21 protein-coding genes and 1 tRNA gene are annotated in these 25,633 nt (G+C 71.4%); 12 read left to right on the top strand and 10 right to left on the bottom strand.

Annotated elements, in window-relative coordinates:
• Positions 1-3: 3 nt before the first annotated feature.
• The gene (locus ACWEN0_RS25405; RefSeq protein ID WP_451978245.1) at positions 4-642 is read left to right on the top strand and encodes a phosphoglycerate mutase family protein; all 639 of its coding nucleotides are present in this window, start codon (positions 4-6) and stop codon (positions 640-642) included.
• Here the strand turns inward: ACWEN0_RS25405 and ACWEN0_RS25400 are convergent.
• Positions 616-1,791, bottom strand: coding sequence for a sensor histidine kinase (locus ACWEN0_RS25400; RefSeq protein ID WP_451979013.1), 1,176 nt, complete (start codon positions 1,789-1,791; stop codon positions 616-618). The two genes, ACWEN0_RS25405 and ACWEN0_RS25400, sit on opposite strands and share 27 nt — an antisense overlap.
• Before the next feature lie 196 nt (positions 1,792-1,987).
• Positions 1,988-3,157 (bottom strand): MFS transporter, encoded by a 1,170-nt coding sequence (locus tag ACWEN0_RS25395; protein ID WP_451978242.1) that lies wholly within the window; start codon positions 3,155-3,157, stop codon positions 1,988-1,990.
• Between the two features lie 76 nt (positions 3,158-3,233).
• Here ACWEN0_RS25395 and ACWEN0_RS25390 point away from each other — a divergent pair, with 76 nt between their 5' ends.
• From ACWEN0_RS25390 to ACWEN0_RS25375, 4 genes are all read left to right on the top strand, one after another.
• A complete protein-coding gene (locus tag ACWEN0_RS25390; RefSeq protein WP_451978239.1) occupies positions 3,234-4,289 on the top strand; it encodes a LacI family DNA-binding transcriptional regulator in 1,056 nt (351 codons plus the stop codon).
• Positions 4,290-4,463: 174 nt separating this feature from the next.
• Positions 4,464-4,826 (top strand): peptidase inhibitor family I36 protein, encoded by a 363-nt coding sequence (locus ACWEN0_RS25385; protein WP_451978236.1) that lies wholly within the window; start codon positions 4,464-4,466, stop codon positions 4,824-4,826.
• Between the two features lie 968 nt (positions 4,827-5,794).
• Positions 5,795-5,871: transfer RNA gene (locus tag ACWEN0_RS25380), tRNA-Arg, on the top strand.
• 1,232 nt (positions 5,872-7,103) lie between these two features.
• On the top strand, positions 7,104-7,319 hold the full coding sequence (locus tag ACWEN0_RS25375; protein WP_451978233.1) for a hypothetical protein: 216 nt from the start codon (positions 7,104-7,106) through the stop codon (positions 7,317-7,319).
• A gap of 364 nt (positions 7,320-7,683) precedes the next feature.
• Here the strand turns inward: ACWEN0_RS25375 and ACWEN0_RS25370 are convergent, their stop codons facing one another.
• From ACWEN0_RS25370 to ACWEN0_RS25350, 5 genes are all read right to left on the bottom strand, one after another.
• On the bottom strand, positions 7,684-8,832 hold the full coding sequence (locus ACWEN0_RS25370) for a nucleotide disphospho-sugar-binding domain-containing protein (RefSeq protein WP_451978230.1): 1,149 nt from the start codon (positions 8,830-8,832) through the stop codon (positions 7,684-7,686).
• A gap of 20 nt (positions 8,833-8,852) precedes the next feature.
• The gene (locus tag ACWEN0_RS25365) at positions 8,853-9,869 is read right to left on the bottom strand and encodes an alcohol dehydrogenase catalytic domain-containing protein (RefSeq protein WP_451978227.1); all 1,017 of its coding nucleotides are present in this window, start codon (positions 9,867-9,869) and stop codon (positions 8,853-8,855) included.
• A gap of 96 nt (positions 9,870-9,965) precedes the next feature.
• Positions 9,966-11,129, bottom strand: coding sequence for a DegT/DnrJ/EryC1/StrS family aminotransferase (locus tag ACWEN0_RS25360; RefSeq protein ID WP_451978224.1), 1,164 nt, complete (start codon positions 11,127-11,129; stop codon positions 9,966-9,968).
• Between the two features lie 85 nt (positions 11,130-11,214).
• Entirely contained in the window at positions 11,215-12,813 is a 1,599-nt protein-coding gene (locus tag ACWEN0_RS25355; protein WP_451978221.1) for an MFS transporter, read from the bottom strand.
• Between the two features lie 275 nt (positions 12,814-13,088).
• On the bottom strand, positions 13,089-14,273 hold the full coding sequence (locus ACWEN0_RS25350) for an acyl-CoA dehydrogenase family protein (protein WP_451978218.1): 1,185 nt from the start codon (positions 14,271-14,273) through the stop codon (positions 13,089-13,091).
• 238 nt (positions 14,274-14,511) lie between these two features.
• On the opposite strand from ACWEN0_RS25350, the gene ACWEN0_RS25345 reads away from it, so the two are divergent.
• Complete coding sequence (locus tag ACWEN0_RS25345) at positions 14,512-15,339, top strand: alpha/beta fold hydrolase (RefSeq protein WP_451978215.1); 828 nt, start codon at positions 14,512-14,514, stop codon at positions 15,337-15,339.
• Positions 15,340-15,355: 16 nt separating this feature from the next.
• Here the strand turns inward: ACWEN0_RS25345 and ACWEN0_RS25340 are convergent, their stop codons facing one another.
• Entirely contained in the window at positions 15,356-15,925 is a 570-nt protein-coding gene (locus tag ACWEN0_RS25340; RefSeq protein ID WP_451978212.1) for an NUDIX domain-containing protein, read from the bottom strand.
• 205 nt (positions 15,926-16,130) lie between these two features.
• On the opposite strand from ACWEN0_RS25340, the gene ACWEN0_RS25335 reads away from it, so the two are divergent.
• Genes ACWEN0_RS25335 through ACWEN0_RS25325 form a run of 3 tightly spaced genes read left to right on the top strand, consistent with a single transcriptional unit; the run spans position 16,131 to position 19,754 of the window.
• Entirely contained in the window at positions 16,131-17,522 is a 1,392-nt protein-coding gene (locus ACWEN0_RS25335) for a nucleotide sugar dehydrogenase (RefSeq protein ID WP_451978209.1), read from the top strand.
• Positions 17,519-18,499 carry an NAD-dependent epimerase/dehydratase family protein gene (locus tag ACWEN0_RS25330; RefSeq protein WP_451978206.1) on the top strand — a complete coding sequence of 327 codons (981 nt, stop codon included), beginning with the start codon at positions 17,519-17,521 and terminating at the stop codon, positions 18,497-18,499. The genes ACWEN0_RS25335 and ACWEN0_RS25330 overlap by 4 nt, the downstream gene beginning before the upstream one ends.
• A gap of 7 nt (positions 18,500-18,506) precedes the next feature.
• Positions 18,507-19,754, top strand: a complete 1,248-nt coding sequence (locus ACWEN0_RS25325) for a methyltransferase domain-containing protein (RefSeq protein ID WP_451978204.1) — start codon at positions 18,507-18,509, stop codon at positions 19,752-19,754.
• 116 nt (positions 19,755-19,870) lie between these two features.
• Here the strand turns inward: ACWEN0_RS25325 and ACWEN0_RS25320 are convergent, their stop codons facing one another.
• Complete coding sequence (locus ACWEN0_RS25320) at positions 19,871-21,325, bottom strand: nucleotide disphospho-sugar-binding domain-containing protein (RefSeq protein ID WP_451978201.1); 1,455 nt, start codon at positions 21,323-21,325, stop codon at positions 19,871-19,873.
• Positions 21,326-21,523: 198 nt separating this feature from the next.
• Between ACWEN0_RS25320 and ACWEN0_RS25315 the strand changes: the two genes are divergently transcribed.
• The 3 genes from ACWEN0_RS25315 (at position 21,524) to ACWEN0_RS25305 (ending at position 25,095) form a co-directional block, all read left to right on the top strand.
• Complete coding sequence (locus ACWEN0_RS25315) at positions 21,524-22,192, top strand: O-methyltransferase (protein WP_451978198.1); 669 nt, start codon at positions 21,524-21,526, stop codon at positions 22,190-22,192.
• Between the two features lie 20 nt (positions 22,193-22,212).
• Positions 22,213-23,721, top strand: a complete 1,509-nt coding sequence (locus ACWEN0_RS25310; protein ID WP_451978195.1) for a 4-hydroxyphenylacetate 3-hydroxylase family protein — start codon at positions 22,213-22,215, stop codon at positions 23,719-23,721.
• A 144-nt stretch (positions 23,722-23,865) separates the two neighbouring features.
• Complete coding sequence (locus tag ACWEN0_RS25305; protein WP_451978192.1) at positions 23,866-25,095, top strand: cytochrome P450 family protein; 1,230 nt, start codon at positions 23,866-23,868, stop codon at positions 25,093-25,095.
• 193 nt (positions 25,096-25,288) lie between these two features.
• On the opposite strand, the gene ACWEN0_RS25300 is transcribed toward ACWEN0_RS25305, so the two are convergent.
• A partial coding sequence (locus ACWEN0_RS25300; RefSeq protein ID WP_451978189.1) for an integrase core domain-containing protein occupies positions 25,289-25,633 on the bottom strand: 345 nt, incomplete at its 5' end.

Below are 25,633 nucleotides of genomic sequence, written 5' to 3'. Positions count from 1 at the left end.
AGCGTGAAGATGATCCTGCTGCGGCACGCCGAGTCGCTCGGCAACGTCGACGAGCTCGCCTACACGCGGATCCCGGATCACGCCCTGCCGCTCACCGAGAAGGGCCGCCGGGAGGCCCTCGCGGTGGCGCCCGAAATCGCCACGCTGCTCGACGGCGCGCGGCCGGCCGTGTACGTCAGCCCGTACCTGCGCACGCGGGAGACGTTGCGGCTGCTGGACATCGAGGCCTCCTGCGAGCGGCTGCTGCAGGAGCCTCGGCTGCGCGAACAGGACTGGGGCAACCTCCAGGACCCGGCCGACCAGGAGATCCAGAAGGCGCGGCGCAACGAGTTCGGGCACTTCTTCTACCGGCTGCCCTTCGGTGAGTCGGGCGCGGACGTCGACGACCGCGTCGCCGCGTTCCTCGCGGACCTGAGGCTGCGCGACGAAAGTCACCCCGAGACGGTGCTGATCGTCTCGCACGGGCTCACGCTGCGGCTGCTGTGCCGTCGGCTCTTCGGCTGGAGCATCGAGCTGTTCGAATCCCTGTCCAACCCGGCGACCTGCGAATACCGGGTCCTGTCCGAGTCCGACGGCAAGTGGTCGCTGGACCGCCCGTTCGCGCAGTGGCGGGACTCACCCGACGGGGAAACGCAGCTCTGACGGCACGGTCAGCACGACGCGGGTGCCCTGGCCGGGCGCCGAGTCGATCCTCGCCCCGCCCCCGATCTCGGCCATCCGCGCGTGGATCGAGTTCTCGATGCCGAACCCCTTGGCGTGCGCGGCGACGTCGAAGCCGGTCCCGTGGTCGCGCACGGAGACCGTGACGACGCCTTCGCGCTCTTCGAGACACATAACGGCTCTCGACGTCTTCGCGTGCTTCAGCGTGTTTCGCAGCGCTTCGCGGGCTGCGTCGTGCAGGGCGTTTACGAGGCTTTCGGGGACTTCGCTGGGCTTCGCAAGCGTCACGAGGTCGACGCGAAGGCCCTCCGCGGTCATCTCGACGGCCAACGCGCCGAGGCGGTGTTCGAGGCCGCCCGGCTCGGCGGGCGCGTCCCCGTCGAGGCTCAGCCGCAGGCGCAGGGCGTGCGCGCGGGCGATGCGGCGGACCTGGTCGAGGCTGCCGACCGGGTCGAGCGCGTCCCGCGGCGCCGGGAGGGCGAGCGACTCCATCACCTGCAGCACCGTGTCGTGGACGTCGCGGCGGTGCCGTTCCCGTTCCGCGGCCCGGCCGCGCTGCTCCCCCAGCCCGAGCGCGAACCGCATCGAACCGGCGACCAGCAGCACGATCGCCAGGGCCGTCACGGCCGCCGCGACCAGGGCGAGCACGATCCACGTCGCGGGTGCCGCGGTGCCCGACACCGCCGCGACGCCGTAGCGCAGGAGCACGGCGCCGACGATCGCCACCGCCCCGGCCGGGGCGCCGCGCAGCAGCGTCCAGACCATGACCGTGCCCATGATGTTCGGCCAGGTCAGCGCGAGCAGGCCGGGCACGTGCGCCGCGAACGCCGCCGCGGCGAGGCTCGTGGCGACCGTGTACGCGGTGTCGGCGGTGAGCACCGCGCGGATGCCGGTGGTGCGGCAGAAGACCCAGGCGACCTCGAGGAGGTTCGGCACGAGGTAGAACACCACCGCGATCCCGAGGGCCGGCGCGCCGAGCGCGTCCGAAGCCCAGACCGCCTGCAGGAACAGCGCGAGCCGGAACGCGACCGGCACGAGCACGAGCCGGGGCACTGCACCCTGGACCAGCGAGAGGCCCGGCCCGAACCGCCCGCTTCCGCCGGCGAGCGCCCCCGCGCCGCCGAGCAGCACAACCCTCACGACGTCCTCCCCGGGTCAAGGCCCCTACCCTGACCAGCCCACCTGAAACCGTAACGTCGGCGTATTCATTTCAGCTAACGACGTGCTCAGCTTGCCCCGCGTGCTTCCGCACTGTCAATCGGGGCTTCGGCTGTAGGGGCCGCACAGGAAGAGACGCGTACCCCGGGGTTCGGATCCCGGGGGTTCGTCACGATTCGACTGTCAACGCGGCTTCCTCGCGGAGCCGGGCGCGGCGGGCGCCGAGGGCGGCGGGCAGGATCAGCGCGGCCACGCACGCGACGAAGCCGAACGCGACGCCGTAGTCCGTCACCTGCGCGATGCCGCCGATGATCGGCGGGCCGCCCAGGAACCCGGTGTAGGCGATGGCCGTGACGAAGCCGATCTCGCGCTCGCCGCCGGTGCCGTCGCCACGTTTGCCGGCGTCGCCGGCGAGGCTGAGGGCGAGCGGGAACGACGCGGCGAGACCGGCGCCGGCGAGCGCGAAACCGGCGTAACCGACGGCGGCGACCGGGATCGCGGCCGCGGCGAGCAACCCGGCCGCCGCCAGCACCGAACCCGCGGCCAGGCAGCGGGTGGGGCCGAAGCGGCGTTGCGCCCACGAGCCCGCGAGCCGGGTCAGGGCCATGACCAGCTGGAAACCGGCGAAGGCCAGGGCCGCGTAGCCCTCGCCGACGCCGCGCTCGGCCGTCATCAGCAGCGCGGACCAGTCCGAGGACGCGCCCTCGGCGATCGCCGAGCAGAGCGCGACCGCGGCGAGCAGCCACAGCACCGGCCGTCGGATCGGCGCCCGGCTCGGCGCGGCATCTTCGGTGTGCTCGGGACGGCTGCCGGGGACCGCGCGGACGACGAGCAGCAGCACCACGACCGCGACGACGGCGGCCACGGTCAGGTGGCGCCCCGGCGACCAGCCGTGGCCGGCGGCGAGCCCCGCGGCCAGCGAACCGGCGAGGGCGCCGAAGCTGAACCCCGCGTGGAACTCCGGCATGATCGGCCGGGCCACCCGGCGTTCGACGGCCACCGCGGCGACGTTCATGGCGACGTCGAGCATCCCGACGCTCACGCCGATCACGAACAGCGCACCGGCCAGCAGCGGCACGGTCGGCGCGAAGCCGATCAGGATCAGGGAAACCGCGGCGAGCAGGGTGCTCCCGGCGACGACCGCGCGGGCACCGGCCCGCTCGATGAGCCGCCCGGACACCGATGCGGCGGCGAGCATCCCGACGCTGGCGCCCAGCAGAGCGAGGCCGAAGACGCCGGGTGAGGCGTGCACCTGGGCGACGAGCGCGGGCGTGCGTGAAGCCCAGGAGCCCAGCGCGAGGCCGTTGAGGGCGAACACCGTGAACACCGCGAGCCGCATTGTTTCCCCCTTTCGTGGTCACCAGGGTGACTGAAGCGCTTCAGAAAGTCCACCGGGTCGTGGCTAGACTGCGCGGATGACCCGGCGCCGCCGTCCCACGCTCGACGACGTGGCCGGAGCCGTCGGCGTCTCCCGGGCCACCGTCTCGAACGCGTACAACCGGCCTGACCAGCTCTCCGCCCAGCTGCGCGAAGAGGTCCTGCGAGTGGCCTCCGAACTCGGCTACGCGGGCCCGGACCCGACCGCGCGGAGCCTCGCCACCAGCCGGACCGGGGCGATCGCGGTCCTGCTGGACACATCGCTGTCGACGGCGTTCTCCGACCCGGCGTTGTCCCTGACGCTGGACGCGCTGGCCCGGGTCGTCGACCCGCACGGGCACGCGTTGCTGCTCCTGCCGGGCGGTCCTTCGGGTGGGCCGCCCGCGGCGCGCGTGCTGGCCGCGCAGGCCGACATCGCGGTCGCGTATTCGCTGGCCGACGGCGCTCCGGCACTGGACGCGGTACGCGCGCGGGGATTGCCGCTCGTGGTCGTCGACCAGCCGCTGCTGCCCGGCGCGGCGCGGATCGGGTGCCAGGACCGGCTCGGAGCGGCGCTGGCCGCCCGGCACCTCGTTTCGCTCGGCCACCGGCGGTTCGGGATCTTCGCCGCGTGCAGCCGGGTCACGCCTGGTGGGGGCAGTCTTTCGGCCACCTCGGCGGCGCAGGCCGCGTTCCACGACACCCGGGAGCGGCTGGCCGGGTACGTCTCGGCGCTGGGCTCGGCGCCGGCGGCGGTCGAGGAGGCGGCCGGGCTCAGCGCGGAGAGCGCGATGGCGGGGGCGTTCGCGCTGCTCGGGCGGTCCCCGCGGCCGACGGCGGTGCTGTGCATGTCCGACCAGCTCGCCCTGGCGGTCCTCGCCGCGGCGGCACAGCTCGGGATCGGCGTGCCGGACGAGCTTTCGGTGGTCGGCTTCGACGACAGCCCGCCCGCCGCGTGGTCGTCGCCGCCGTTGACCACGGTTCGCCAGGACCTCGCGGCCAAGGGCCGGATCGCGGGCGAACTGGTGCTGGGCCTGCTGAACGGCGACCCGGTGCCGGAGCCGGCCGAGGTGCCGGTCTCCCTGGTGGTGCGGGGCAGCACCGGGCCCGCCTAGCACCGCGTCCGCCGACCCGCAAGACCGTTCGCGGATCTGTGGACAACCGGTTCCCGGGCGGCCAACTGTCCACAGATCCGAAATTGCCCGCTGACAAATCCCCCACCGCCCGCCAATCTGGAATCACCAGTTCACCGCGGCCCGAAAGCCGCGATTCCAGAGGGGAAATCCACGATGTCTTCACGCCGTCTCCCGTACCTGCTGATCCTGGCCACCCTGGGCCTCCTGACCAGCGCCGGAACCGCGAACGCCCAGGCCGAGCCAGGGTGCCAGAAGGGCGAGTTCTGCGTTTGGGCGGCGAACGACTACGGCGGCGAGGTCCAGCGGTTCGACCTGCGCACCGCAAATCCGGGGGAATGCATTCCCCTGTCCGAGGGATTCGCCGGTTCGTCATTCGAGAATCTGATGACCCGCGACGTCACGGTGTACCAGGACGACGAATGCTCGACCGAGGGAGATTTCGTCACCTACCCGGGTGGCGGCACGTTCGTCCCGAACGCACCGTTCCTGGTCCGCGGGATCCAGATCTGGGAGTAACGCCACGAGCTGGGCCCGAACCCGCCGACCGCTCCCCAGGGGAAGAGCCGGCTCGCGGCGGCGGCCGGGCCCGTCAGGGGCCGCTACCCCGACAGCGGCCCCACCCGTGGGCGCGCCTCTGCGGCGTGGCGCGCCCACGGGCCCCTTCACGGGCTCCGTGAGCTGCGTGGCCGCGTGGCTCCGTCGCTGCGTGGCTGGGCGGCCGCGTGGCTGGGCGGCTCCGTGGCTGCGTGGCTCCGCGGCTGCGTGGCTCCGCGGCTGCGTGGCTCCGCGGCTGCGTGGCTGCGTGGCTCCGCGGCTGCGTGGCTGCGTGGCTGCGTGGCTGCGTGGCTGCGTGGCTGCGTGGGCCAGGCTTCCGGGCTGGGCCCGCGCAGGCCAGGCCTGATCGGCCGGGCCTCGCGGGCCGCACCACGCAGGCCGAGCCTCACCGGCCAGCCTCGCAGGCCGAGCCTCCCCGTCTGGGCATCGGGGGCTGGACTTCGTCGGCCTGGCTCCGTCGGCACTGAACACGCCGGGCCGCCGCGCTCCTGGGGCGCAGGCCTCGTCACTGGTCCTCCTGCCCGGGCAGTCGACACCGAGGCTTACGGCGCGTCTTGGGCCGGGCTCCAGCCAGGGCGTCCCAAATCTCGAGAGCCTTCCGTCTCCAGGTCGCACCTCCAAGCGCCTTACCCCAGCTCGGCCCGCGACCAGCACACCCGCCCTGCGCGGCGGGGCTCAGCCACCTCGTCCGTCCACCACGGAACCCGGCCGAGCGGGATCAGGCTGGCGAGGGAGATCCACACCACCCTCCCCCGCCGGGGTTGACGATCAAGGCCGTCGGCGGTCGGGGACGTGGTCAGCACCTCGTCGCCGAATTCCTCGGACGAGACCTGAAACGATTCGCCGGTGTCGAACGATCGAGAGGTTGGTGACGACTAAGCTGCCGATGCCGGGCGACCGGCTCGATCGGCAGCAGGCCGTCGGCGCGGGCCCTCGTAGCTCAGCTGGACAGAGCAAGAGCCTTCTAATCTCTAGGTCGCAGGTTCGAGTCCTGCCGGGGGCGCCACCAGGGGAGACGCCGTGCGCAGCTGCGCACGGCTCATCCCGGCCACGTGATCGACCCCACGCTCCGACGTCCTTTCCGCCGCCACCTCGCCCCACAGTGGACGGTCTCCGTCCACGACTCTCTGCGGCGCCGGAGCCCGGAAGCCGTGCCCCGCAAGCGGCCGAGTGGCGCAACCACACCTTGTCCGGACCTTTTCCGAGACAATCTTGTTACCCGGACGGCGAATCCGCCCATCGTGCTCCCCCGCAACCGAGCCGTCACACCGAGCAATGATCCCGTCAACCCGACACGCCGACCCGTCCGGCGTACCCCGCGCGGAGGACCCACCATGCCGGAGCCCGAACCCCCATCCCGCCACCACCGCCGGCGAACGAACAAGGCCGCCCGGGCAATCTTCACCGAAGCCCGACGCGCCGGCCTCGTCCAGCGCCACCTGAGGAAGCTCCACTATCTGGCCACGCGCGCCGGACCACCACCCGTGCCCGGTCCACCGGAGCCCACCCCGCCGACCCCCAGTACCCCACCGTCCACATCGGAGGCACAACCGGCGAGCGACACTCCGCAACCGTCCACACCGGAGGCCGCCTGACGCGACACGATCCTCTTTGGATGGTGCTCCCCCGGACGGCCTGGCGACCACTTTCGGGGGACGCGGCTTGTCCACCCGAGGCGTCGGTCTGGCGTGTCTGTGTCGCGAGCCTCGTACGCCGGCCAACACAGCTCGCACGGCTCCCTGGAAGGGACCGCCCGTCGGCGCTTTGAGCGGTGCGGGCAGTAGCTCGCAGGCGGCAAGCACACCACCGAAGGCACCCGCGCGCCGATGATCTCGGCACCCCATGCAGCCGCACCCTGGGTTGGCCCCAGGCACACCGGAACGGCGCACTCGACGCGACGCGAGCCGGAGCCCCGCGTGCGCCAATGATCTCAGCGCCGCGTCACGGGTCGGCGAACACGGCCCTTGAGTGCCGTGAGCCTGTCGCGTACGCGGCGGTGCCAGGGCCGCAGCGTGGCGGCGCGGCAAATGCGCCGGGACCAACCGCAGCCAGGCCACCACGCCCGCCGAGCGCGGCCTTTACCTCACATCCGGCACGCGTGCATCTTCCAGATTGCTCTCTTCCGCCCACAGACCGAAGAAACCTGCTCGGACCACCCCAAGGTGGTATTCCCCGCCCGGAAACAGCATCATGGAAGAACACGGCCCGCCCGGGCCGGTGAAGGTGGAGGAACTTTCCGTGTCGGATTCGATGGGGAAGAGGCTGCTGCACGCCGTCGAGCGGACGGCCGGCTTCAGCCACAGCGGCTACCTGCTGAACGGGCTCACCGGGCCCGGGCCGTTCGCGGCTCCCCGGTTCCTTGCGCCCGTGCGGCATCCTGATCTGCGGCTTTCGCCGCCGCTCAGCCGGCATGAACGCGAGGCCTTCGAGCGCATCACCGCCTGGCTTCGCTGAAGCCTCACCCGCCTCGGCCACCAACGCACCCTCGGGCCGCCCAGGCAACTCCCCTCGGCCGCCAAGGCAGCTCCCCTCGGCCGCCAAGGCACCTTCGCGCCGCTTCGGCAGGTCCTCGGCCACCAACGCACCCTCGCGCGCCGCGGCAGCTCCCTCGGCCGCCAAGGCACCCTCGCGCCGCTTCGGCAACTCCTCGGCCACCGATGTGCCCTCAAGCCGCAGCCCTCGGCCACGAATGCGCCCTCAGGCCGCGTCAAGCAGGTCCTTGGCCGCCAACGGGCCGTCACGCCGCCTCGGCAGCGCCCCGGGCCAAGTACCGCACCCTCAAGCCGCCTCGGCAGCGCCCCGGGCCGGCACCGCACCCTCAAGCCGCCTCCGCGGCTCCCTCGGCCACCAGCGCGGCCAGGCCCTCCGCCACCTCAGCGGGGGTCGGCTGGGCCGCCAGCTCCGCTGCCAGCGTCGCCGCCGCGTGGCGGTAGCCCGGGCCGTCCAGGATTCGCGCGCAGCGGTCCGCGATCGCCGATGGGGCGATCTCGTCCGGCAGGAGCCTGATGCCCGCTCCGGCGCGGGCCACCGACTCGCCGTTGTCGAACTGGTCGTCGAACACCGGGAGGACTACCTGGGGCAATGCCGCCTCGATCGCCGTCAGCGCTGTTCCCTGGCCGCCGTGGTGGATTACCGCGTCGCAGGTTGCGAATACCGGGGACAGTGGCATGCGGCCCACGTGGCGGACCGCCGCCGGCAACGGGGGCCAGCCCGCCGCGATCCGGTCGTCCACCGCCACCACCACCTCCACGTCCAGGTCCGACAGCGCGCCCACGATGTCGGCCACGCTCTCCGCCACCTGGCTGCGGCCCGTTCGGGGCACCACCGTGCCCAGCGTCAGGCACACCCTCGGCTTGCGCCGGCGCCGCAGGACCCAGTCCGGCACCCGGGCCTCGCCGTTGTACGCCAGGGGGCGGATGCCCGTGTGGGCCGCCGCGTGCGGGAGGCGCAGCGAGGGGGGCCACGGGTTGAGCGTCGCCGTCGGTCTCGGGAGCACGTCCAGGCCGCGGGCGGCCAGCTGGACCGACAGCTCCGTCGCCGCGCCCCAGCGGTACTCCGGCAGCGCCGCCACCCCCCAGTGCAGCTCCACCTGCGGGATGCCCAGGCTCCACGCCGCGACCGGGCCGGCGAACTCCGCGCGCTCGCTGACCACCACGTCCGGGCGCCACGCGCGCATCGCCACCGACGTGCCCGGCAGGGCGCGGGCCGCCATGCGGCCGAACACCCGGCCGTGCGCCGTGCGCTGCTCCGCCAGGCCTTCGCTCGGCCGGTCGTCGGCGACCAGGTCGGCGAACCGCTCCGCCGGGCCCGACGACGTGCCCGGCAGGCCCGAGCCCAGCACCGTCGGGACGAAGTGCTCGGCGCTCAGCACCAGCACCTCGTGCCCCGCCGCGCGGCAGGCCCAGGCCAGCGGGACCAGCGGGAAGAAGTGACCCGGCAGGGCCACCGTCGTGAACAGGATCCGCACAACAGCCCCCGGGCGCCGTTTCAGTAGGTGACGACGGCGCGGAACCGCACCTCGCCCTTGCCGACCTTCCGGACGGCTTCGGCGACGTCTTCGGCCGCGAACGTCTCCACCAGCGGCTTCACCTTGCCCGCCGCCACCAGGTCCAGCGCCTCGCGCAGGTACTCGGTCCCGTTGTGGGTCGCGCCGAGGATCTGCTGGCCCAGCCCGAAGAACGGCAGCATCGGCGGCAGCGTGAACGGCTCGGTGACGTCGATGCCGGCCAGCACCAGGCGGCCGTTGACGTTCAGGCCCGTCATCGCGTCCGCGGCCGCGCGGTACGACGTGCCCGTCACGAGCACCACGTCGGCGCCGCCCGCAGCGCGCAGCTCCTCGCCGTTCGAGACGACCGTGCCCGCACCCAGCTCACGGGCGAGGTCGTGCTTCTCCGGCGAGCTCGTCACCGCGATCGTGTCGAAGCCGCACGCCCGGGCGTACTGGACCGCGAGGTGCCCCAGGCCGCCGATGCCCACCACCGCGACGCGCTCGCCCGGCTTCGGGTCGGCCGTCCGCAGCGCGCTCCAGCTCGTGTACCCCGCGCACAGCACCGGGACGGCGAGCTCCGGGGACAGGTGGTCGGGGATGACCACGGTCTGGTCGGCGGCGACGACGATGTACTCCGCCTGTCCACCTTGGACGGTGAACCCGGTCGAAACCGGTGCCGCGCAAGCGAAGGCGGCGCGGGCCGACAGCGGCAGGCCGAGGCGGCAGTAGTCGCAGCTGCCGCAGGTGCCGCGGATCCAGGTGGTGCCGACGACGTCGCCGACCTGGCGGCTGGTGACCGCGTCGCCGACGGCCACCACCTCACCGACCGGCTCGTGCCCGGGGATCGCCGGGTCGAACGCCGGGAACGGCAGCATCCCCTTCGTCACCAGGACGTCGTTCGAGCAGATGCCGGACGCGCGAACGCGGATCAGCACGTCGGCCGGGCCGGGCTCGGGGGTCGGCACCTCCCGCAGCTCCCACTCCTCGTTGACCCCGGGAATCACCGCAGCCTTCATCACCATCATCCTCACTGGACGCCGGACGCTTACCGACAACGGTGCCAGGCCGGCGCCGCCCCGCCGTCTTCCCCGCTGCGGGCTTTCGGGAAACGGTCAGGCCGCGCGCGCGACGCGGATCCGCCGGCCCGTGCACTGCCGCACGGCCGAGATCACGCGGTCGACGTCCGCGTCGGACAGCGACTGGTGCATCGGCAGCAGCAGGGTCTTCGCCGACGCCGCTTCGGCGCCCGGGAGGACCGCGGACGAGCCGTACGCCGGCACCTGGTGCAGCAGCGGGTAGCGGAACGTCGTGTAGACGCCGAGCTCGTACAGGTCGCGGGCCACCTGGTCGCGGATGCCGCCCTCGAACTGGAGCCAGTACATGTAGTACGACGACGTGTGGCCCGCCGGGAGGGGCGGGGGCACGCGCAGGCCGGGCACGTCCGCCAAGCCGGCGTCGTAGGCGAGCGCGACTTCGCGGCGGCGGTCGATGAACTCGCCCAGCCGGCTCAGCTGGACGGTGCCGATCGCGGCGAGCACGTCGTTCGTCGTGGAGCGGCGGGAAAAGGACGTCACGTCGAAGTCCCACCAGCGCGTCTGGGCGCGCATCGCCTGGTCGTACCCGCTGCGCTGCTCCATCCCGAGGTAGGCGATCTTGGGCGCGCGGGCGGCCAGCTCCGGGTCGCGCACGCACAGCATCCCGCCGTCGACAGTGACCACGATCTTGCCGTGGTCGAAGCTCCACACGCCGATGTCGCCGAAGGTGCCGCAGCTCTGTCCGTCCACAGTGGAGGCGATGGCGACGGCGGCGTCCTCGATCAGGGGGATGCCGCGGTCCCGGCACAGCTGCGCGATCCGCGCCACCTCACCGGGGTAGCCGCCGTAGTGCAGGATCAGCACGGCTTTCGTGCGGGCGGTCAGGACCGCCTCGACGTCCTCCACGCGCGGGTTCAGCGTGGCTTCGTCGACGTCGCAGAACACCGGGACGGCGCCGCGCGAGGCGATCGCGTTGCCCGCGCCGACGAAGCTCGGCGTCGGCAGCACCACTTCGTCGCCCGGCCCGATGCCGAGGAGCTCCATCGCGATGAACGTCGCCTCGGTGCAGGAGTTCGTCGACGTCACGTGCTCGGGGTCGACGCCGATGTGCCGCGCGAAAGCCGACTCGAACTGCTGCGTGCGGGCGCCGCGGCCGATCCAGTTGCTCTCGAACACCTCCCGGACCGCCGCGAGCTCCTGCTCGCCCAGCGCCGGCTGCATGACGTTGATCATGGGCTCCATCGGGACTCCTCCGCACGACTCGTTCACGGGACGATCCGGCCGGACCGCTCGCGCGATCCGGCCGGATCAAGGGTTTTCCAGGCCGTCAGGCCTGGGCCGCCTCCGCGGAGGTTTCGCCCTCCGCGGCACCTTCCGGCGCGGCCTCCGGCGGCGGGCCCGTGGGGGGCGCCGGCGGGACCGGGATGTGCCGGAGGGTGACGAAGGCCAGCGCGGCCAGGGCCACGAACACGACCGCGCAGATGCCGGCGGTGGTGTTCAGGGCACTGGTGAACGCGTTGCCCGCCGCGGAAAGCAGGTCCTGCGCGACGTTCGGCGGCTGCGTACCCGCCGCCTGGACCGCGCTGGTGATGCTCTCGCGGGTGGCGTCCGCGGCGGAGCCGGTGACGCCGGCCGGCACGGTCAGGTGGCTGTGGTAGGCCGCCGTCGCGATGCTGCCCAGCGCGGCGATGCCGAGCGCGACGCCCAGCTCGCCACCGGTCGACTGCAGCGAAGCCGCCGACCCCATCTTCTCCGGCGGGGCCGAGCCCATGACGACCTTGTTGACCAGGACGCCGATCGGGCTGCCGCCGAGGAAGATGATGCTCGAGCCGAGGATCAGCACGGCCACACCCGACGTCGTGTCGTACAGGCTCAGCACCAGCATGCCGACCGCGGCGATGAGCATGCCGACGATCAGGATGACGCCGGGCTTGACCTTCATCGACAGCGGGTTGGTCGCCTGGATGCCGATCACCATGATCACGGCCGGGATCAGCAGCAGGAGCGCGGACTTCAGGGCCGAGAAGCCCTCCACCTCCTGCAGGTGCTGGGTCACCAGCAAGCCCGTGCCGCCCTGGATCGCGGCGAACAGCAGGCCGAGGACCAGACCGCCGGAGACGGCCTTGATCGCGAACAGCCGCACGTCGAGCAGCGGGTTCGCCAGCTTGCGCTGCCGGACCACGAACACGATGCCGAACACGATGCCGGCGACGGCCACCAGGACCGGGGCGACCGCCCAGCCGGAGCGGACGACCTCCTTGAGGCCCCAGATGAACGGCAGGATCGCCAGCAGCGACAGCGCCACGCTCACCAGGTCGAGCTTGCCCGCGTTCGGGTTCTTGAACTCGGGCAGCAGGATCGGCCCGAACACCAGCACCAGCACCATGATCGGCACCGCGAGCAGGAACACCGAGCCCCACCAGAACGAGGCCAGCAGCAGGCCGCCGACCACCGGACCGAGGGCGATACCGGCCATCATCGAGGTGGCCCAGACACCGATCGCGGCACCCATCTGCTTGGGGTGCTGGAACATGCCCATGATCAACGCGAGCGTCGACGGCATGATCGTCGCACCCGCGATGCCGAGCAGGGCCCGGATGATGATCAGCATTTCGGGGTTGGTCGAGAAGGCCGCGACCGCCGAAAGGATGCCGAAGGCCGTGGCGCCGGTCACCAGGACCTTCCGCCTGCCGATCCGGTCACCGAGCGTACCCATGGTCACCAGGAACCCGGCGATCAGGAAGCCGTAGATGTCGGTGATCCACAGCTGCTCGGTGCTGCTCGCGCCCAGGTCAGCGCTCAGGTGCGGGAGCGCGAGGAACAGGACGTTGATGTCCATCATCGTCAACATCGTGGGGAGGGCGAGCACCGCCAGCCCCCACCACTCCCGCCGCCCGGCCAAGGGCGGCGCGCCGTTACCGGTCACTATTCATCATCCTCTCTCCATCAAAGCCGCCGGCCAACCGAGGGATCACAAAGGCCAGACGCACAAGGCGTTGTGACTTCGAGGTCGGTTCGTACGGTGAGTAACTGTCCCAGAGTCCGCTCGTCACGAGCATCTTCCGAAATGCGGTGCGACCCCGGCCGGGAACCGCTCGGTGGGACCGTGCGTTCTCACTGTTTTTCCCCGGGCGTTCCACGCCCTGACCTGCGGCAGCGAATTCCTGACGCAGATCAGGGCGGGACGGCGAAATCGTCGGCTCAGATGTATGCGGTGTCCGGTTCCAAACCGCACAGAATACGACCGTACAATTCCGCGGCCGTCGTCGGGTTGATCAGCGCGTGCAGGCTCGCGGCCTGCAGGTCGTGCAGGATGCCCTGGATCGGCACGTGCTGGTAGATCGACGCGCCACCCGCGCCGGCGGCGAGGATGTCGACGGCTTCCTTGGCCAGCTTGCAGACCTCACCGACGTCGGCGCGGTTGCGGGCCCGCTCCTCGAGGGTCCACGGCACGCCTTCGAGCGCCTTGGTGTCCACAGTGGAGGTGATCCGTCGCGAGTGGAACTCGGCCTGGTCGATCTTCTGCGCCGCCTCCGCCACCTGCAGGTGGGTGACCGCCGCGTCCGACTGCTTCGTGTACGCGGTGTAGGCGATCCGGCGGCCGGGCAGCCACTCCAGGAAGTTCTCCATGGCCGCGCGCGCCAGGCCGAGCAGGGTGCCGACGCTGCTCGCGCCGGCCACCGGCACCAGCGGAGCGCGGTAGATCGGGATCCGCGCGTTGCGCTCGGACACCGTGTTGCCCTGCACGACCGTCGGCATCGGCAGCGCCCGCTCGGCCGGGACGAACACGTCCTGCGCGATGGTCGTGAGGCTGCCCGAGCCCTTGAGCCCGGTGGCGTACCAGTCGTCGACGACCTGCAGGTCGGCCATCGGGACGAGCGCCATCAGCGGGTACGGCTCGCTGCCGTCGCCCGGGTCGAGGATGGCGATGATCTCCTGCCAGTGCGCGTGCGGCGCACCGCTGATGAAGCTCCACTTGCCGTTGACGATGTAGCCGCCGGCGACGGTCTTGGCGAACGCGGTGGGGCTGAGCGTCCCGCACACCCGGACGTCCGGGGTCGAGAACACCTCCTCCTGCACCTGCTCGGGGAACATGCAGACCATCCAGCCCGGGATGGAGTAGACCGACGCGACCCACGACGCCGAACCGTCGCCGCGGCCGAGCTGGGTGGCCACCTCCATCAGGGTGGTCGTGTCCGCCTCGTACCCGCCGAACCGGGCGGGGACGCGGAGCTTGAAGACCCCGGCGTCGGCGAGCGCGTCGATCGTCTCCTCGGTGAGCCGGCGGTCCTGGGCGGCCTTGCCGGCGTTCGCGCGCAGCATCGGGACCAGCCCGGCAGCGCGTTCGACGAGCTGGGCCCGGGTCGGAAGTGGGGTGCTCGGCACCTGGACCTCCACAGTGTGACGGGTCTACGGAGGGGCCCGGCCGGGCGGCTCCGGGCGCAACAGGACGCCGCGCGTGCTCCCGACGGTGGCACCCGGCCGAGGCCGCGCGCACCTCGCGGAGTGCGCCCGCCCGCGGCCGCGCAATCCGGAAGAGCCCCCGGACGCCAACCGGAAAGACGCGCGCGCGGCCGGGCGCGGACCACACTGGCGCCAAACCGTCCGCGACCGGAGGATGCGCATGCGAGTCACCATCGACCGGCTGGCCGTACCCGGCGCGAGCCTGTACTACGAGGTCCGCGGCGCCGGCCCGGCCCTGCTGATCATCCCCAGCGGCAACGGCGACGCCGCGCCGTTCGTGCCGCTGGCCGAGACGCTGGCCGACGAGTACACGGTGATCACCTACGACCGGCGCGGGTTCTCGCGCAGTCCGCTCGACGGCCCGGTCGGCGACGACCGGCTCGCCGACGACGCGCACGACATCGGGGCCCTGCTGCGGCACCTCGCCCCCGGCGCGGCGGCGGTGTTCGGGTCGAGCTCCGGCGCCATCGTCGCGCTCGCCACCCTCGAACGGCACCCGGACCTGGTGCACACCGTCGTCGCGCACGAGCCGCCGCTGGCGTCCGTGCTGCCGGACGCCGAGCACTGGCTCGGTTTCTACTCCGAGCTGTACGAGACCTACCAGCGCGAGGGCGTCGACGCCGCGCGCAAGGCGTTCCGCTCCGGGATGGGCATGGAAACCACGACCAAGCCGCCGCGGCGCACCGAGCTGCCGCCGGACGAGCTGGCCGAGATGCTCGGGCGCATCCGGCGCAACCACGTGTTCTGGTTCGAGCACGAGCTGAAGCCGTACCCGGCGTACCGCCCGAACATGCGGCTGCTGAAGTCCTTTTCGGACAAGCTGGTGCTGGCGGGCGGCGACGCGCGCGACACCTTCCCGTACCGGCCGAACACCGTGCTGGCCGAGCACACCGGCAACGCGATCGTGCACCTGCCGGGCGGCCACGTCGGGTACGTCACGCACCCCGAGGAGTTCGCCGCGGCCCTGCGGGAGATCGTCCGCCCCTGACGCCCGGGCGGCACTTTCACGGGAAGGTGCCGCCCTCCTCCTCGTGCAGGCGCAGCAGGGTGTACGCCGAGACCGTGGTGTTGTCGCGGATGCCGCCCGAGCGGATCAGGGCCTCGAACTCCGCGCGCGAGCACCACCGGTGCCGCATGTCCTGCTCTTCGTGCTCGCGGTCCGGCTCGCCCTGCGCCAGGTCCGTCGCCAGGAACACCGTGCACATCTGGCCGCTCGCGCCGTGCCACGCGGCCAGCCGGCCGATCGGGACCATCGAGCCCGCGCGCAGGCCCGTCTCCTCGGCCAGCTCGCGGTGCGCCAGCTCGAGCTGGTCGCCGTCGCGGCGGCCGGGGAAGCAGCCCTGCGGGAACTCCCAGTAGCGGCCCAGCAAGGGGTACCGGAACTGGTCCACGAGGTGGAAGCCGCCGTTTTCGGCCGCGATCACGGTGGCGAAGTCGGGGCGGTCGATCACGGAGTAGATGCCGTGCGAACCGTCGGGGCGCTCGATGCCGTCTTCGCGCACGCTGAGCCACGCGTTCTCGTACACCAGGCGGGAAGAGATCTGCCGGATCACGGGGAGGTCGGCGTCGGCCATGGCCACCACCCTAACCGCGGCGGCCCGGCCTGGGCTTCTCTGGCGGTGCGGCGCAAGCAACAGAGGAGACGCGACCGGCGCCGCGCCGCGCGGACCATGGTCGGCGGGGAGCTCCGCATTCGGCGCGCGTTCGCCCCCGACGAGTTCGTGCAGGACCCGGCCGCGAGCCGGCCCCGGAGGCAGTATCACCCGATTGGAGACGCGGATGCGTTTTCTGCCCGACCAAGACCAGTTCCGAGTGGCGGTGATCGGTTTCGGCTACGTCGGTTCGTGCATCGCCGCGACGCTGGCCGGCCGGGGGTTCGACGTCGTCGGCGTCGACACCGACCCACGCCTGGTCGACGAGCTGGCGCGCGGCCACTGCCGGTTCGCCGAAGAGGGGCTCGCCGAGCTGGTCTTCCGGAGTCTCGCCGCCGGGAACCTGCGCGTCACCACCGACATCGCCGAGGCGGCCGACGCCGACGTCATCCTGATCTCCGTCGGCACGCCGGTGCGCGAAGACGGTTCCCTGGCCGAGGAGCAGCTGCGCGGGGCCTGCCGGGCCCTGAGCGCGCACCTGCGTCCCGGCCAGCTGATCGTCCTCAAGAGCACGGTGCCGCCGGGCACCACGCGCGGCATCGTGCTGCCGATCCTGGAGGAGAGCGGGCTGACCGGCGGCGTCGACTTCGGCCTGGCGTTCACCCCCGAGCGGCTCGCCGAAGGCACGGCTTTGCGTGAGCTGCGGACCTTCCCGATCGTGGCCGGCGGCCTCGGCGCGGACAGCGAAGCCGCGGCGGAAGCCTTCTGGCGGCGCGCGCTCGGCGTCGAGGTGATCCCGCGCGACTCCCTGGAAGCGGCCGAGATCGTCAAGCTGGCCAGCAACTGGTGGATCGACCTGAACATCGCCCTGGCCAACGAGCTCGCGATGTTCTGCGCGCTCTACGGCGTCGACGTGCTCGACGTGATCTCCGCGGCGAACACGATCCCCAAGGGCGCGGGCAACGTGAACATCCTCCTGCCCAGCGTCGGCGTCGGCGGCTCGTGCCTGACCAAGGACCCGTGGATGGTGTGGCGCTCGGCCGAGCGCCACGGCCTGCCGATCCGGACCGCGCCCGCCGGCCGCGAGGTCAACGCCGGGATGCCGGAGTACACCGCGCAGCTGGCGATCGACGAGCTGGTGCGCCGGGGCAAGAACCCGACCGGCAGCAAGGTGGCCGTGCTCGGGCTGGCGTTCAAGAACGACACCGGCGACCTGCGGGCCACCCCGACCGTCGGCGCGGTGAAGACGCTCGCCAAGGCGGGGCTCACCGTGTCCGTGTACGACCCGCTGGTCGACCCGGACGCCGCCGAGGAGCTGTTCGGCATCCGGCCGGCGGCGAGCCTCGAAGACGCCGTGCGCGACGCGGACTGCCTCGCGGTCCTGGCCCTGCACCGCGACTTCCACGACATCGACTTCGCCGCGCTGCCCGTCGCCCGGGACTGCCTGGTCCTCGACGGCCGCGCCTACTACCCCAAGGAAAAGATCGCCGAGCTGCGCGCCGCCGGGTACGTCTACCGCGGCATCGGCCGCGGTGACGCGATCCCGGGCACGCCGAACGAGACGGAGACGGCTCGATGAGCACCCCCCAGCACGCCGTGGTCACCGGTGGCTCCGGCTTCGTCGGCTCCCACCTGGTCGAGCGCCTCGTCGACCGCGGTGACGAGGTGACCGTCCTGGACGTCGCGCCGCCGCGGTTCCCGGTCGAGGGCGTCCGGTACATCACCGGAGACCTGCGGGACACCGCGAAGCTGGCCGAGGCGATCCGGCCGGGCGTCGGCGTCGTGTACCACCTCGCCGCCGTCGTCGGCGTCGACCAGTACCTGGCGCGCCCGCTCGACGTCATCGACATCAACTACGCCGCGACGCGGGCCGTGCTCGACCTCGCGCTCGAAGCGGGCGCGAAGGTCGTCCTCGCCAGCACCAGCGAGGTGTTCGGCAAGAACCCGGCCGTGCCGTGGGACGAGGACGGCGACCGCGTGCTCGGCGGCACCTCGCACGACCGGTGGTCCTACTCCTCCAGCAAGGCGCTGGCCGAGCACCTGACCTTCGCCTTCGCCCGCCAGCACGGGCTCGAGGCGACCATCGTGCGCTACTTCAACGTCTACGGTCCGCGGCAGCGGCCCGCCTACATCGTGAGCCGGTCGGTCCACCGGGCGCTCAACCGGCGTTCGCTCGTGGTCTACGACAAGGGCGTCATGACCCGCTGCTTCACCTACGTCGACGACGCGATCGAGGGCACCCTGCGCGCGGCCGACCACCCCGGCGCGGTCGGGCAGGCGTTCAACATCGGCAGCATGGTCGAGACCACCATCGGCGAGGTCGTCCGGCTGGTCGGTGAGCTCACCGGCGCGAACGGCGTCGTCGACGTCGACACCGGCGTCAAGCTCGGCGCGTCCTACCAGGACCTCCCCCGGCGCGTGCCGAACAACGCCAAGGCGGCCGGGATCCTCGGCTGGCGCCCGGAAACGGCGCTGCGCGACGGGCTGATCAAGACCATCGAGTGGGCGCGCGGCGCGGACTGGTGGCTGGCGCAGGACGACAAGGGCGCGGAGTGAGGATTCGATGACCACCAACAGTGAGGGCCAGTCCATGGGTACGAAGTGTCGGGTGTGCGACGGCCGCGTCGTCGAGTTCGTCGACCTGGGCGACCAGCCGACGGCGAACGGTTTCCTGCTCCCCCACGAGGTCGAGGGCGAGTTCCGCTTCCGGCTCGCGGTCGGCTCGTGCGAGGACTGCACGATGGTGCAGCTGATGGAGGAGGTGCCTCAGGAGCTGCGCTACCACGCCGGCTACCGGTACCAGGCCTCCGGTTCGGCCGGGCACCGCAAGCACTTCCGGGCCGACGCGGAGTGGTTCCTGGCGAACGAGCTGACCGGGCCGGACCCGTTCATCGTCGAGATCGGCTGCAACGACGGCGTGATGCTGTCGACGATCGCCGAGGCCGGCGTCCGCCACCTCGGGGTCGAGCCGTCCGGGAACGTCGCCGACCTGGCGCGCGCCAAGGGGGTCCAGGTCCTGTCGGCGTTCTTCGACGCTCAGACCGCGGCCGCCGTCCGCGGGGCGCACGGCGCGGCCGACGTCATCTTCGGCGCCAACACGATCTGCCACATCGCCCACGTGGAGTCGCTGTTCCGCGGCATCGACGCGCTGCTGTCGGACAACGGCATCTTCGTGTTCGAGGAGCCCTACCTCGCCACGATCATCGAGGGCATGGCGTTCGACCAGATCTACGACGAGCACGTGTTCTACTTCAGCGCCGGCTCGGTCCGCGCGATGGCGGAGCGCTTCGGCTTCGAGCTGGTGCACGCGGAGCACATCGCCATGCACGGCGGCGAGGTCCGTTACACGATCGCCCGTCCGGGCGCGCGCACGCCGTCGGCCTCGCTCGACGCCCTGCTGGCCGAAGAGGAGGCGGGCAAGCTCTCGGAGCCGCTGACGTTCGCGCGGTTCGGCCGCAACGTCGAGCGGATCCGCGACGACCTCGTCGGGCTGCTGACGGACCTGCGTGCCCAGGGCAAGACCGTCGTCGGCTACGGCGCGCCGGGCAAGAGCTCGACGGTGACGACGTACTGCGGCATCACGACGGACCTGATCCCGTTCGTCGTCGACTCGACGCCGGGCAAGCAGGGCCACCTGCTGCCGGGCTCGCACCTGCCGGTGAAGCCGCCGGCGGCGTTCTCGGACGCCTACCCGGACTACGCCGTGCTGTTCGCGTGGAACCACGCCGAGGAGATCATGGCCAAGGAGGAGGCGTTCCGCGCCGCCGGCGGGCAGTGGATCCGGTTCGTCCCCGAGGTCGAAGTGCTCTGACGCGCACAGGAAAGGCCCCGCCGGGTTCGCCCGGCGGGGCCTTTCTCTTGCACAGCAAAAGAAACCGCCGTCCCGCGGGTGCGGGACGGCGGCTTCCGGGGGCGGGACGGGGAGGCTCAGCGCCGGCGGTGCTGGACGACCAGCTTCTCCAGGTCCGGGATGATGTCGCTCGGGCTCGGCATCGCCAGCCAGTCGTCGTGGAGGGCGTGGGCCGCGTGCTGGTAGCGCTGGTCGGTGGCGACCGACCAGACGAGGTCGCGGATCTCCTCGACGGTGTTGGCACGGTGGTCCAGGCGGACGCCCGCGCCGGTCGAGATGACGAAGTCCGAGACCACCGTGGACTCGACCTTCTTCGCCGGCAGCTCCCAGTGCGCGGTCGACGCCTCGGGGGCACCCTCTTCGCGCTCGTCGAACTCCCAGCCGAGGCGGTAGGTGCCCGTGGTGTTGATGTCGCCGCCGTCCTCGACCAGGCGCATCAGCAACGAGATGCCCTCGACGTCGCAGACCAGCTGCGGGACCTTGTGCGCCACCGCGGAGGAGTACGTGCCGATGCCGCCGTGGTGGATCAGCGCCGAGCAGGTCGGCAGCAGGTGCGGCAGGTTGACCCAGTCGATCACCTTGACGTTCGGCGGGATCTCCTCGACGTCGGCCAGCTGCGCCTTGTCCAGCGTCGCGACGATCTCGAGGTCGTCGAGCTGCCCGAGGGCCTTGAGGATCTTCGGCGCGCGGTCCCAGTCGCCCTTGATGAACCGGCGCGTCGACTCGCCCAGCGACAGCGCGACGCGGCGGCGGTTCTTGCGGCCGCAGCACTCACAGCGCGTCAGCTCGGGACGCTGGTACAGCCACTTCGGCAGGACCTCGGGGTCGACGTAGGGCACGTGCCGCATCGGCAGCTTCTTCGTGCTCGTGGGCAGGCGCAGGCCCTCCAGCATCGTCTCGATGCTGAAGTTGCCGACGAGCAGCTCGTCGTCGACCTCGAAGCCGTACTTCTCGGCCAGCGGCCGGATCAGCGTCGCGAGCGGGTTCGGGTCCAGCCCGGCGGCCACCAGGGCGCTCTTGTTCTCGGCGAGGCGGTCGAGCGACCAGCCGAACATGTCGTGCCCGATCAGCAGCCGCGTGTGCGCCGCGCCGCAGACCTTCGCCGCGACGGCGCCGGCCGGGATCGTCGCGTCCCACGAGATCAGGTCCGGCTGCCAGACCTTGGCGAAGTCGATCAGGTCCTCCGCCTCGCGGCGGTCGAGCCGCACGTAGTCCGACGTCGGCTGCATCAGCCACTGGTAGAACACGATCCAGTGCTCGCGGCCCTCCGGCGACAGGCCCATCACGTCGGCGTAGCGGTTGACGATGTCCTGGTGGTGCGGCGGGGCGCAGTCGTCGGTGAGCCGCACCGGCGGCTGGTCGGGGTCGCCGAGCTGGACCGGCGTGAGGCCCGTCTTGATGATCATCTCCGCCGCGCTGTGGTGCGCGGCCACGCGGACTTCGTGCCCCGCGCTCTGCAGCGCCCACGCCAGCGGCACCACCGGGTAGAGGTGCGCCAGTGAGTTCGGGTAGACGGTGAACAGGACTCGCATCGAATCTCCTCGACTCCGGAGGTGGTGTCGTCGTCGGCAAAGGTCAGGATCGTCGCCACGGCCGAACCGGCGCATCTCCCGCAGTGCTGAGGGCCGCTGCGCAGTGCAAACGAGGAGACGCAACGGCTTTCGCGCCCGGCCGATACTGGCCTTTGCCCACCGGAACCCGGCCGGATCGCGCGCCGTCGTGGAGGACGCATGAGTACGTTCAGTTTCCTGGACGAGAAGACGATCGCCTACGTGGTCAGTTCGTGCACGCAACCGGACCCGGTGGTGAGCAGCCTGATCGAGGACACCGCCGAGGTCGGTGAACTCTCGGAGATGCTGACCCCGGTCGAGCAGGCCGGTTTCCTGCACCTGATCGCGAAGCTGGTCGCGCCAAAGACGGTCATCGACGTCGGGACGTTCACCGGACTGTCCTCTTTGGCCTTCGCCCGCGGGCTCGCGCCCGGCGGCAAGGTGATCACGTGCGACGTCACCGAGGACTGGGTCGGCATCGCCCGCAAGCACTGGGAGCTCGCCGGCGTCGCCGACAAGATCGAGTTCAAGCTCGGCCCCGGCCGCAAGACCCTGCCCGGCCTGGTCGGCGAGGGCGAGGCGGACCTGGTGTTCATCGACGCCGACAAGACGTCGTACCCGTACTACGTGGACGCCGTCGCGCCGATGCTGCGCTCGGGCGGCCTGCTGATCCTCGACAACGTGCTGCTGCACGGGACCGTCGCGGCCCCCGAGGACGTCGAAGAGGACCTCCCCCGCTACGCCGCCGAGGTCGTCGCCGGCGTCAACGCGAAGCTCGCCGTCGACGAGCGGTTCGACACCGTGATGCTGCCGATCGCGGACGGCGTCACGCTCGCCCGCAAGAAGTGAACCGACAAGGGGAGGTGGCCATGAGCGAGAGCCGTCCGGCCCGGCCGCTGACCGGCGCCGAGTACATCGAAAGCCTGCGTGACGACCGCGAGGTCTACATCAACGGCGAGCGCGTCAAGGACGTCACCGAGCACGCGGCGTTCCGCAACCCGATCCGGATGACCGCGCGGCTGTACGACGCCCTGCACGACCCGCAGTACAAGGACGTGCTGACCGCGCCGACCGACACCGGCAACGGCGGCTACACCCACCGGTTCTTCCGCACGCCGCACAGCGTCGAGGACCTCGTGGCCGACCAGAAGGCGATCGCCGCGTGGGCGCGGATGAGCTACGGCTGGATGGGCCGCAGCCCCGACTACAAGGCGTCGTTCCTCGGCACGCTCGGCGCGAACTCGGAGTTCTACGCGCCGTTCGAGGAGAACGCCAAGCGCTGGTACCGGGAGTCGCAGGAGAAGGTGCTCTACTGGAACCACGCGCTGGTCCACCCGCCGGTGGACCGCAAGCGGCCGCCGGACGAGGTCCGCGACGTGTTCGTCCACGTGGAGAAGGAAACCGACGCCGGCCTGGTGGTCAGCGGCGCCAAGGTCGTCGCGACCGGGTCCGCGCTGACGCACTACAACTTCATCGCGCACTACGGGCTGCCGATCAAGAAGCGCGAGTTCGCGCTCGTGGCGACCATCCCCATGGACGCCAAGGGGATGAAGCTGATCTGCCGTCCGTCGTACACGTCGATGGCCAACACGGTCGGCTCGCCGTTCGACTACCCGCTCTCGTCGCGGCTGGACGAGAACGACACGATCCTGGTGCTGGACAAGGTCCTGATCCCGTGGGAGAACGTCTTCATCTACGGCGACCTCGGCAAGGTCCAGACGTTCACCGGGCAGTCGGGGTTCATCGAGCGGTCGACGTTCCAGGGCTGCACCCGGCTGGCCGTGAAGCTGGAGTTCATCGCGGGCCTGATCGCCAAGGCCCTCGAGATCACCGGCACCGAGGACTTCCGCGGCGTGCAGACGCGCCTCGGCGAGGTCCTGGCGTGGCGCAACCTGTTCTGGGGCCTCTCGGACGCCGCGGCGCGCAACCCGGTGCCGTGGCGCGACGGCGCGCTGCTGCCGAACCCGGCGTACGGCCAGGCCTACCGCTGGTTCACGCAGGTCGGCTACGCCCGCATCCGCGAGATCGTGCTCCAGGACGTCGCGAGCGCGCTGATCTACATCAACTCCAGCGCCGAGGACTTCAAGAACCCGGAGATCCGGTCCTATTTGGACACCTACGTCCGCGGCTCGAACGGCATCGACGCCGAGACGCGCGTCAAGGTGATGAAGCTGCTCTGGGACGCCGTCGGCACGGAGTTCGGCGGCCGGCACGAGCTCTACGAGCGCAACTACGCCGGCAGCCACGAGAACACCCGCATCGAGCTGCTCTTCGGCCAGGTCGCCTCGGGCCAGGTCGACGACTACAAGCGGTTCGTCGACACCTGCCTGAACGAGTACGACCTCGACGGGTGGACCGTTCCCGACATGACCCGGTGAAGGATTTTCGCCGGGGCACTGGGCAAGACGCGAGGTGTGACCGGGCGGGGCCGCGGCGAAGATGAAGCCGGGGAACGAGCAACGGCGACCGCGGCCGTCCTGGGGTGCCGCGGGGTTCGGCCGAAGACCTTTGAGGAGTGACTGATGTCCGCAGAAGACGCCCCGCGCGTGCCGCTCGAGGCCACGGAGCTGACCAACCCGCCGCAGCTGCTGGCCAAGCTCGGCACCGACAGCCCGATCCACAAGGTGTCGATGCCCGACGGCATGCCGGCCTGGCTGGTCACGGGCTACCGCGAGGCGCGGCGGGCGCTGTCCGACCCGCGCCTGGCCCGCAGCGACAAGGTCGCCGACCCGACCCTGAAGCCGTACCTGGCGCTCTACAACGACGACTTCTTCCGCCACTCCATGGTCTTCAACGACCGGCCGGACCACACCAGGATGAAGAAGCTCGTCTCGCAGGCGTTCACCCCGCGGTACATGGAGAACCTGCGCCCGCGGGTGCAGGAGATCACCGACCGGCTGCTGGCGGCGGTCGCCGGCACCGGCACCGCGGAGGTCGTCGAGGACCTCGCCATCCCGCTGCCCAACGAGGTCATCTGCGAGTGGTTCGGCGTCCCGATGTCCGACCGCGCCGAGTTCCGCGAGTACTGCGGGATCGTCACGGGCCTCGGCGAGGTCACCGACCAGAACGACATCTTCCAGGCCGGCCGCTGGTTCGACGAGTACCTGACGAAGCTCATCGCGCAGCGCAAGGAGACCTCGGGCGAGGACATGATCTCGGCGATCCTGTCCGGCCAGGAGGGCAACTCGACGCTGTCGGACATCGAGCTGCGGTCCAACATCTTCCTGATGCTGATCGGCTCGGTCGAAACGGCGGTCAACATGATCGCCAACGGCATCCTCGCCCTGCTGCGCAACCCGGAGCAGCTCGCCGCGCTGCGGGCGAACCCGGACCTGGTGCCCAAGGCGATCGAAGAGATCCTGCGCGTCGACCCGCCGGTCGTCACGGTGACCTACCACTTCGCCAAGGCGGAGGTCACGATCGGCGACGTCACGGTCCAGCCGGGCGAGCACGTGGCGATCTCCCTGACCGCGACGAACTACGACGCCCGCGACTTCCCGGACCCGGGCAAGTTCGACCTCGAGCGGCAGACCCCGCACCTGGCGTTCAGCCACGGCATCCACTTCTGCCTGGGCGCCCCGCTGGCCCGGCTCGAGGGCGAGATCTTCTTCAAGAGCCTCCTGGCGAAGTTCTCCGACATCCAGCTGGCCATCCCGGAGTCGGACCTCGGCTGGAAGCCCAGCTACTTCGTGCACCGCCTCAACGAGCTGCCCATCCGCCTGACGGAGTCCTCCGCCGCGGCGGCCGCGTAGGTCGAGCAGCGTCGAGCCCCGGGCCCGGTTCGCCGGCCCGGGGCTCTTTCGCGTGCTTGGACGGCCGACACGCGTGATCGAGGGGGCGACACGCGGTCCGCCGGCCGCGCCGAAGGCTCTCAACCGCGGGACTCGCGTGATTGAACGGGCATCATCCGTGTGGAGTTGCCCCGGTGAGGCGGACACGGGGTTTTCAGGCAGCTGAGGCCTGAGCGTAGTGGTTGATGCGGGTTTCGGCCGGGGTGTTGTGACCGACGGTGGAGTGCAGCCTCGTGTGGTTGTAGTAGTGCAGCCAGGTGAACACGTCCTGGCGGACTGCGGCGCGGGTGGGCCAGATTGTGGTGCCGATCTCGGTCTTGAGGGTGGCGAAGAAGGCTTCGGCGACGGCGTTGTCGTAGCAGGACCCGACCCGCCCGACCGAGGGCCGGATCTTGTGTTCGGTGAGAGCGGCCCGGAACTGGCTCGAGGTGTATTGGACCCCGCGGTCGGAGTGGAAGACCGCGTCATCGTTGATGAGGCCGCGGGCGGTGGCGAGGTC

The organism is Amycolatopsis sp. NPDC004378, from assembly GCF_053602455.1.
This window is presented reverse-complemented; position numbering and strand designations above follow the sequence as displayed.

Coding starts and splice junctions, on each gene's coding strand:
- ACWEN0_RS25395 (WP_451978242.1), bottom strand. CDS start 3,157: ATGCGGCTCGCGGTGTTCACGGTGTTCGCCCTCAACGGCCTCGCGCTG.
- ACWEN0_RS25390 (WP_451978239.1), top strand. CDS start 3,234: ATGACCCGGCGCCGCCGTCCCACGCTCGACGACGTGGCCGGAGCCGTC.
- ACWEN0_RS25385 (WP_451978236.1), top strand. CDS start 4,464: ATGTCTTCACGCCGTCTCCCGTACCTGCTGATCCTGGCCACCCTGGGC.
- ACWEN0_RS25365 (WP_451978227.1), bottom strand. CDS start 9,869: ATGAAGGCTGCGGTGATTCCCGGGGTCAACGAGGAGTGGGAGCTGCGG.
- ACWEN0_RS25360 (WP_451978224.1), bottom strand. CDS start 11,129: ATGGAGCCCATGATCAACGTCATGCAGCCGGCGCTGGGCGAGCAGGAG.
- ACWEN0_RS25345 (WP_451978215.1), top strand. CDS start 14,512: ATGCGAGTCACCATCGACCGGCTGGCCGTACCCGGCGCGAGCCTGTAC.
- ACWEN0_RS25340 (WP_451978212.1), bottom strand. CDS start 15,925: ATGGCCGACGCCGACCTCCCCGTGATCCGGCAGATCTCTTCCCGCCTG.
- ACWEN0_RS25335 (WP_451978209.1), top strand. CDS start 16,131: ATGCGTTTTCTGCCCGACCAAGACCAGTTCCGAGTGGCGGTGATCGGT.
- ACWEN0_RS25330 (WP_451978206.1), top strand. CDS start 17,519: ATGAGCACCCCCCAGCACGCCGTGGTCACCGGTGGCTCCGGCTTCGTC.
- ACWEN0_RS25325 (WP_451978204.1), top strand. CDS start 18,507: ATGACCACCAACAGTGAGGGCCAGTCCATGGGTACGAAGTGTCGGGTG.
- ACWEN0_RS25320 (WP_451978201.1), bottom strand. CDS start 21,325: ATGCGAGTCCTGTTCACCGTCTACCCGAACTCACTGGCGCACCTCTAC.
- ACWEN0_RS25315 (WP_451978198.1), top strand. CDS start 21,524: ATGAGTACGTTCAGTTTCCTGGACGAGAAGACGATCGCCTACGTGGTC.
- ACWEN0_RS25310 (WP_451978195.1), top strand. CDS start 22,213: ATGAGCGAGAGCCGTCCGGCCCGGCCGCTGACCGGCGCCGAGTACATC.
- ACWEN0_RS25305 (WP_451978192.1), top strand. CDS start 23,866: ATGTCCGCAGAAGACGCCCCGCGCGTGCCGCTCGAGGCCACGGAGCTG.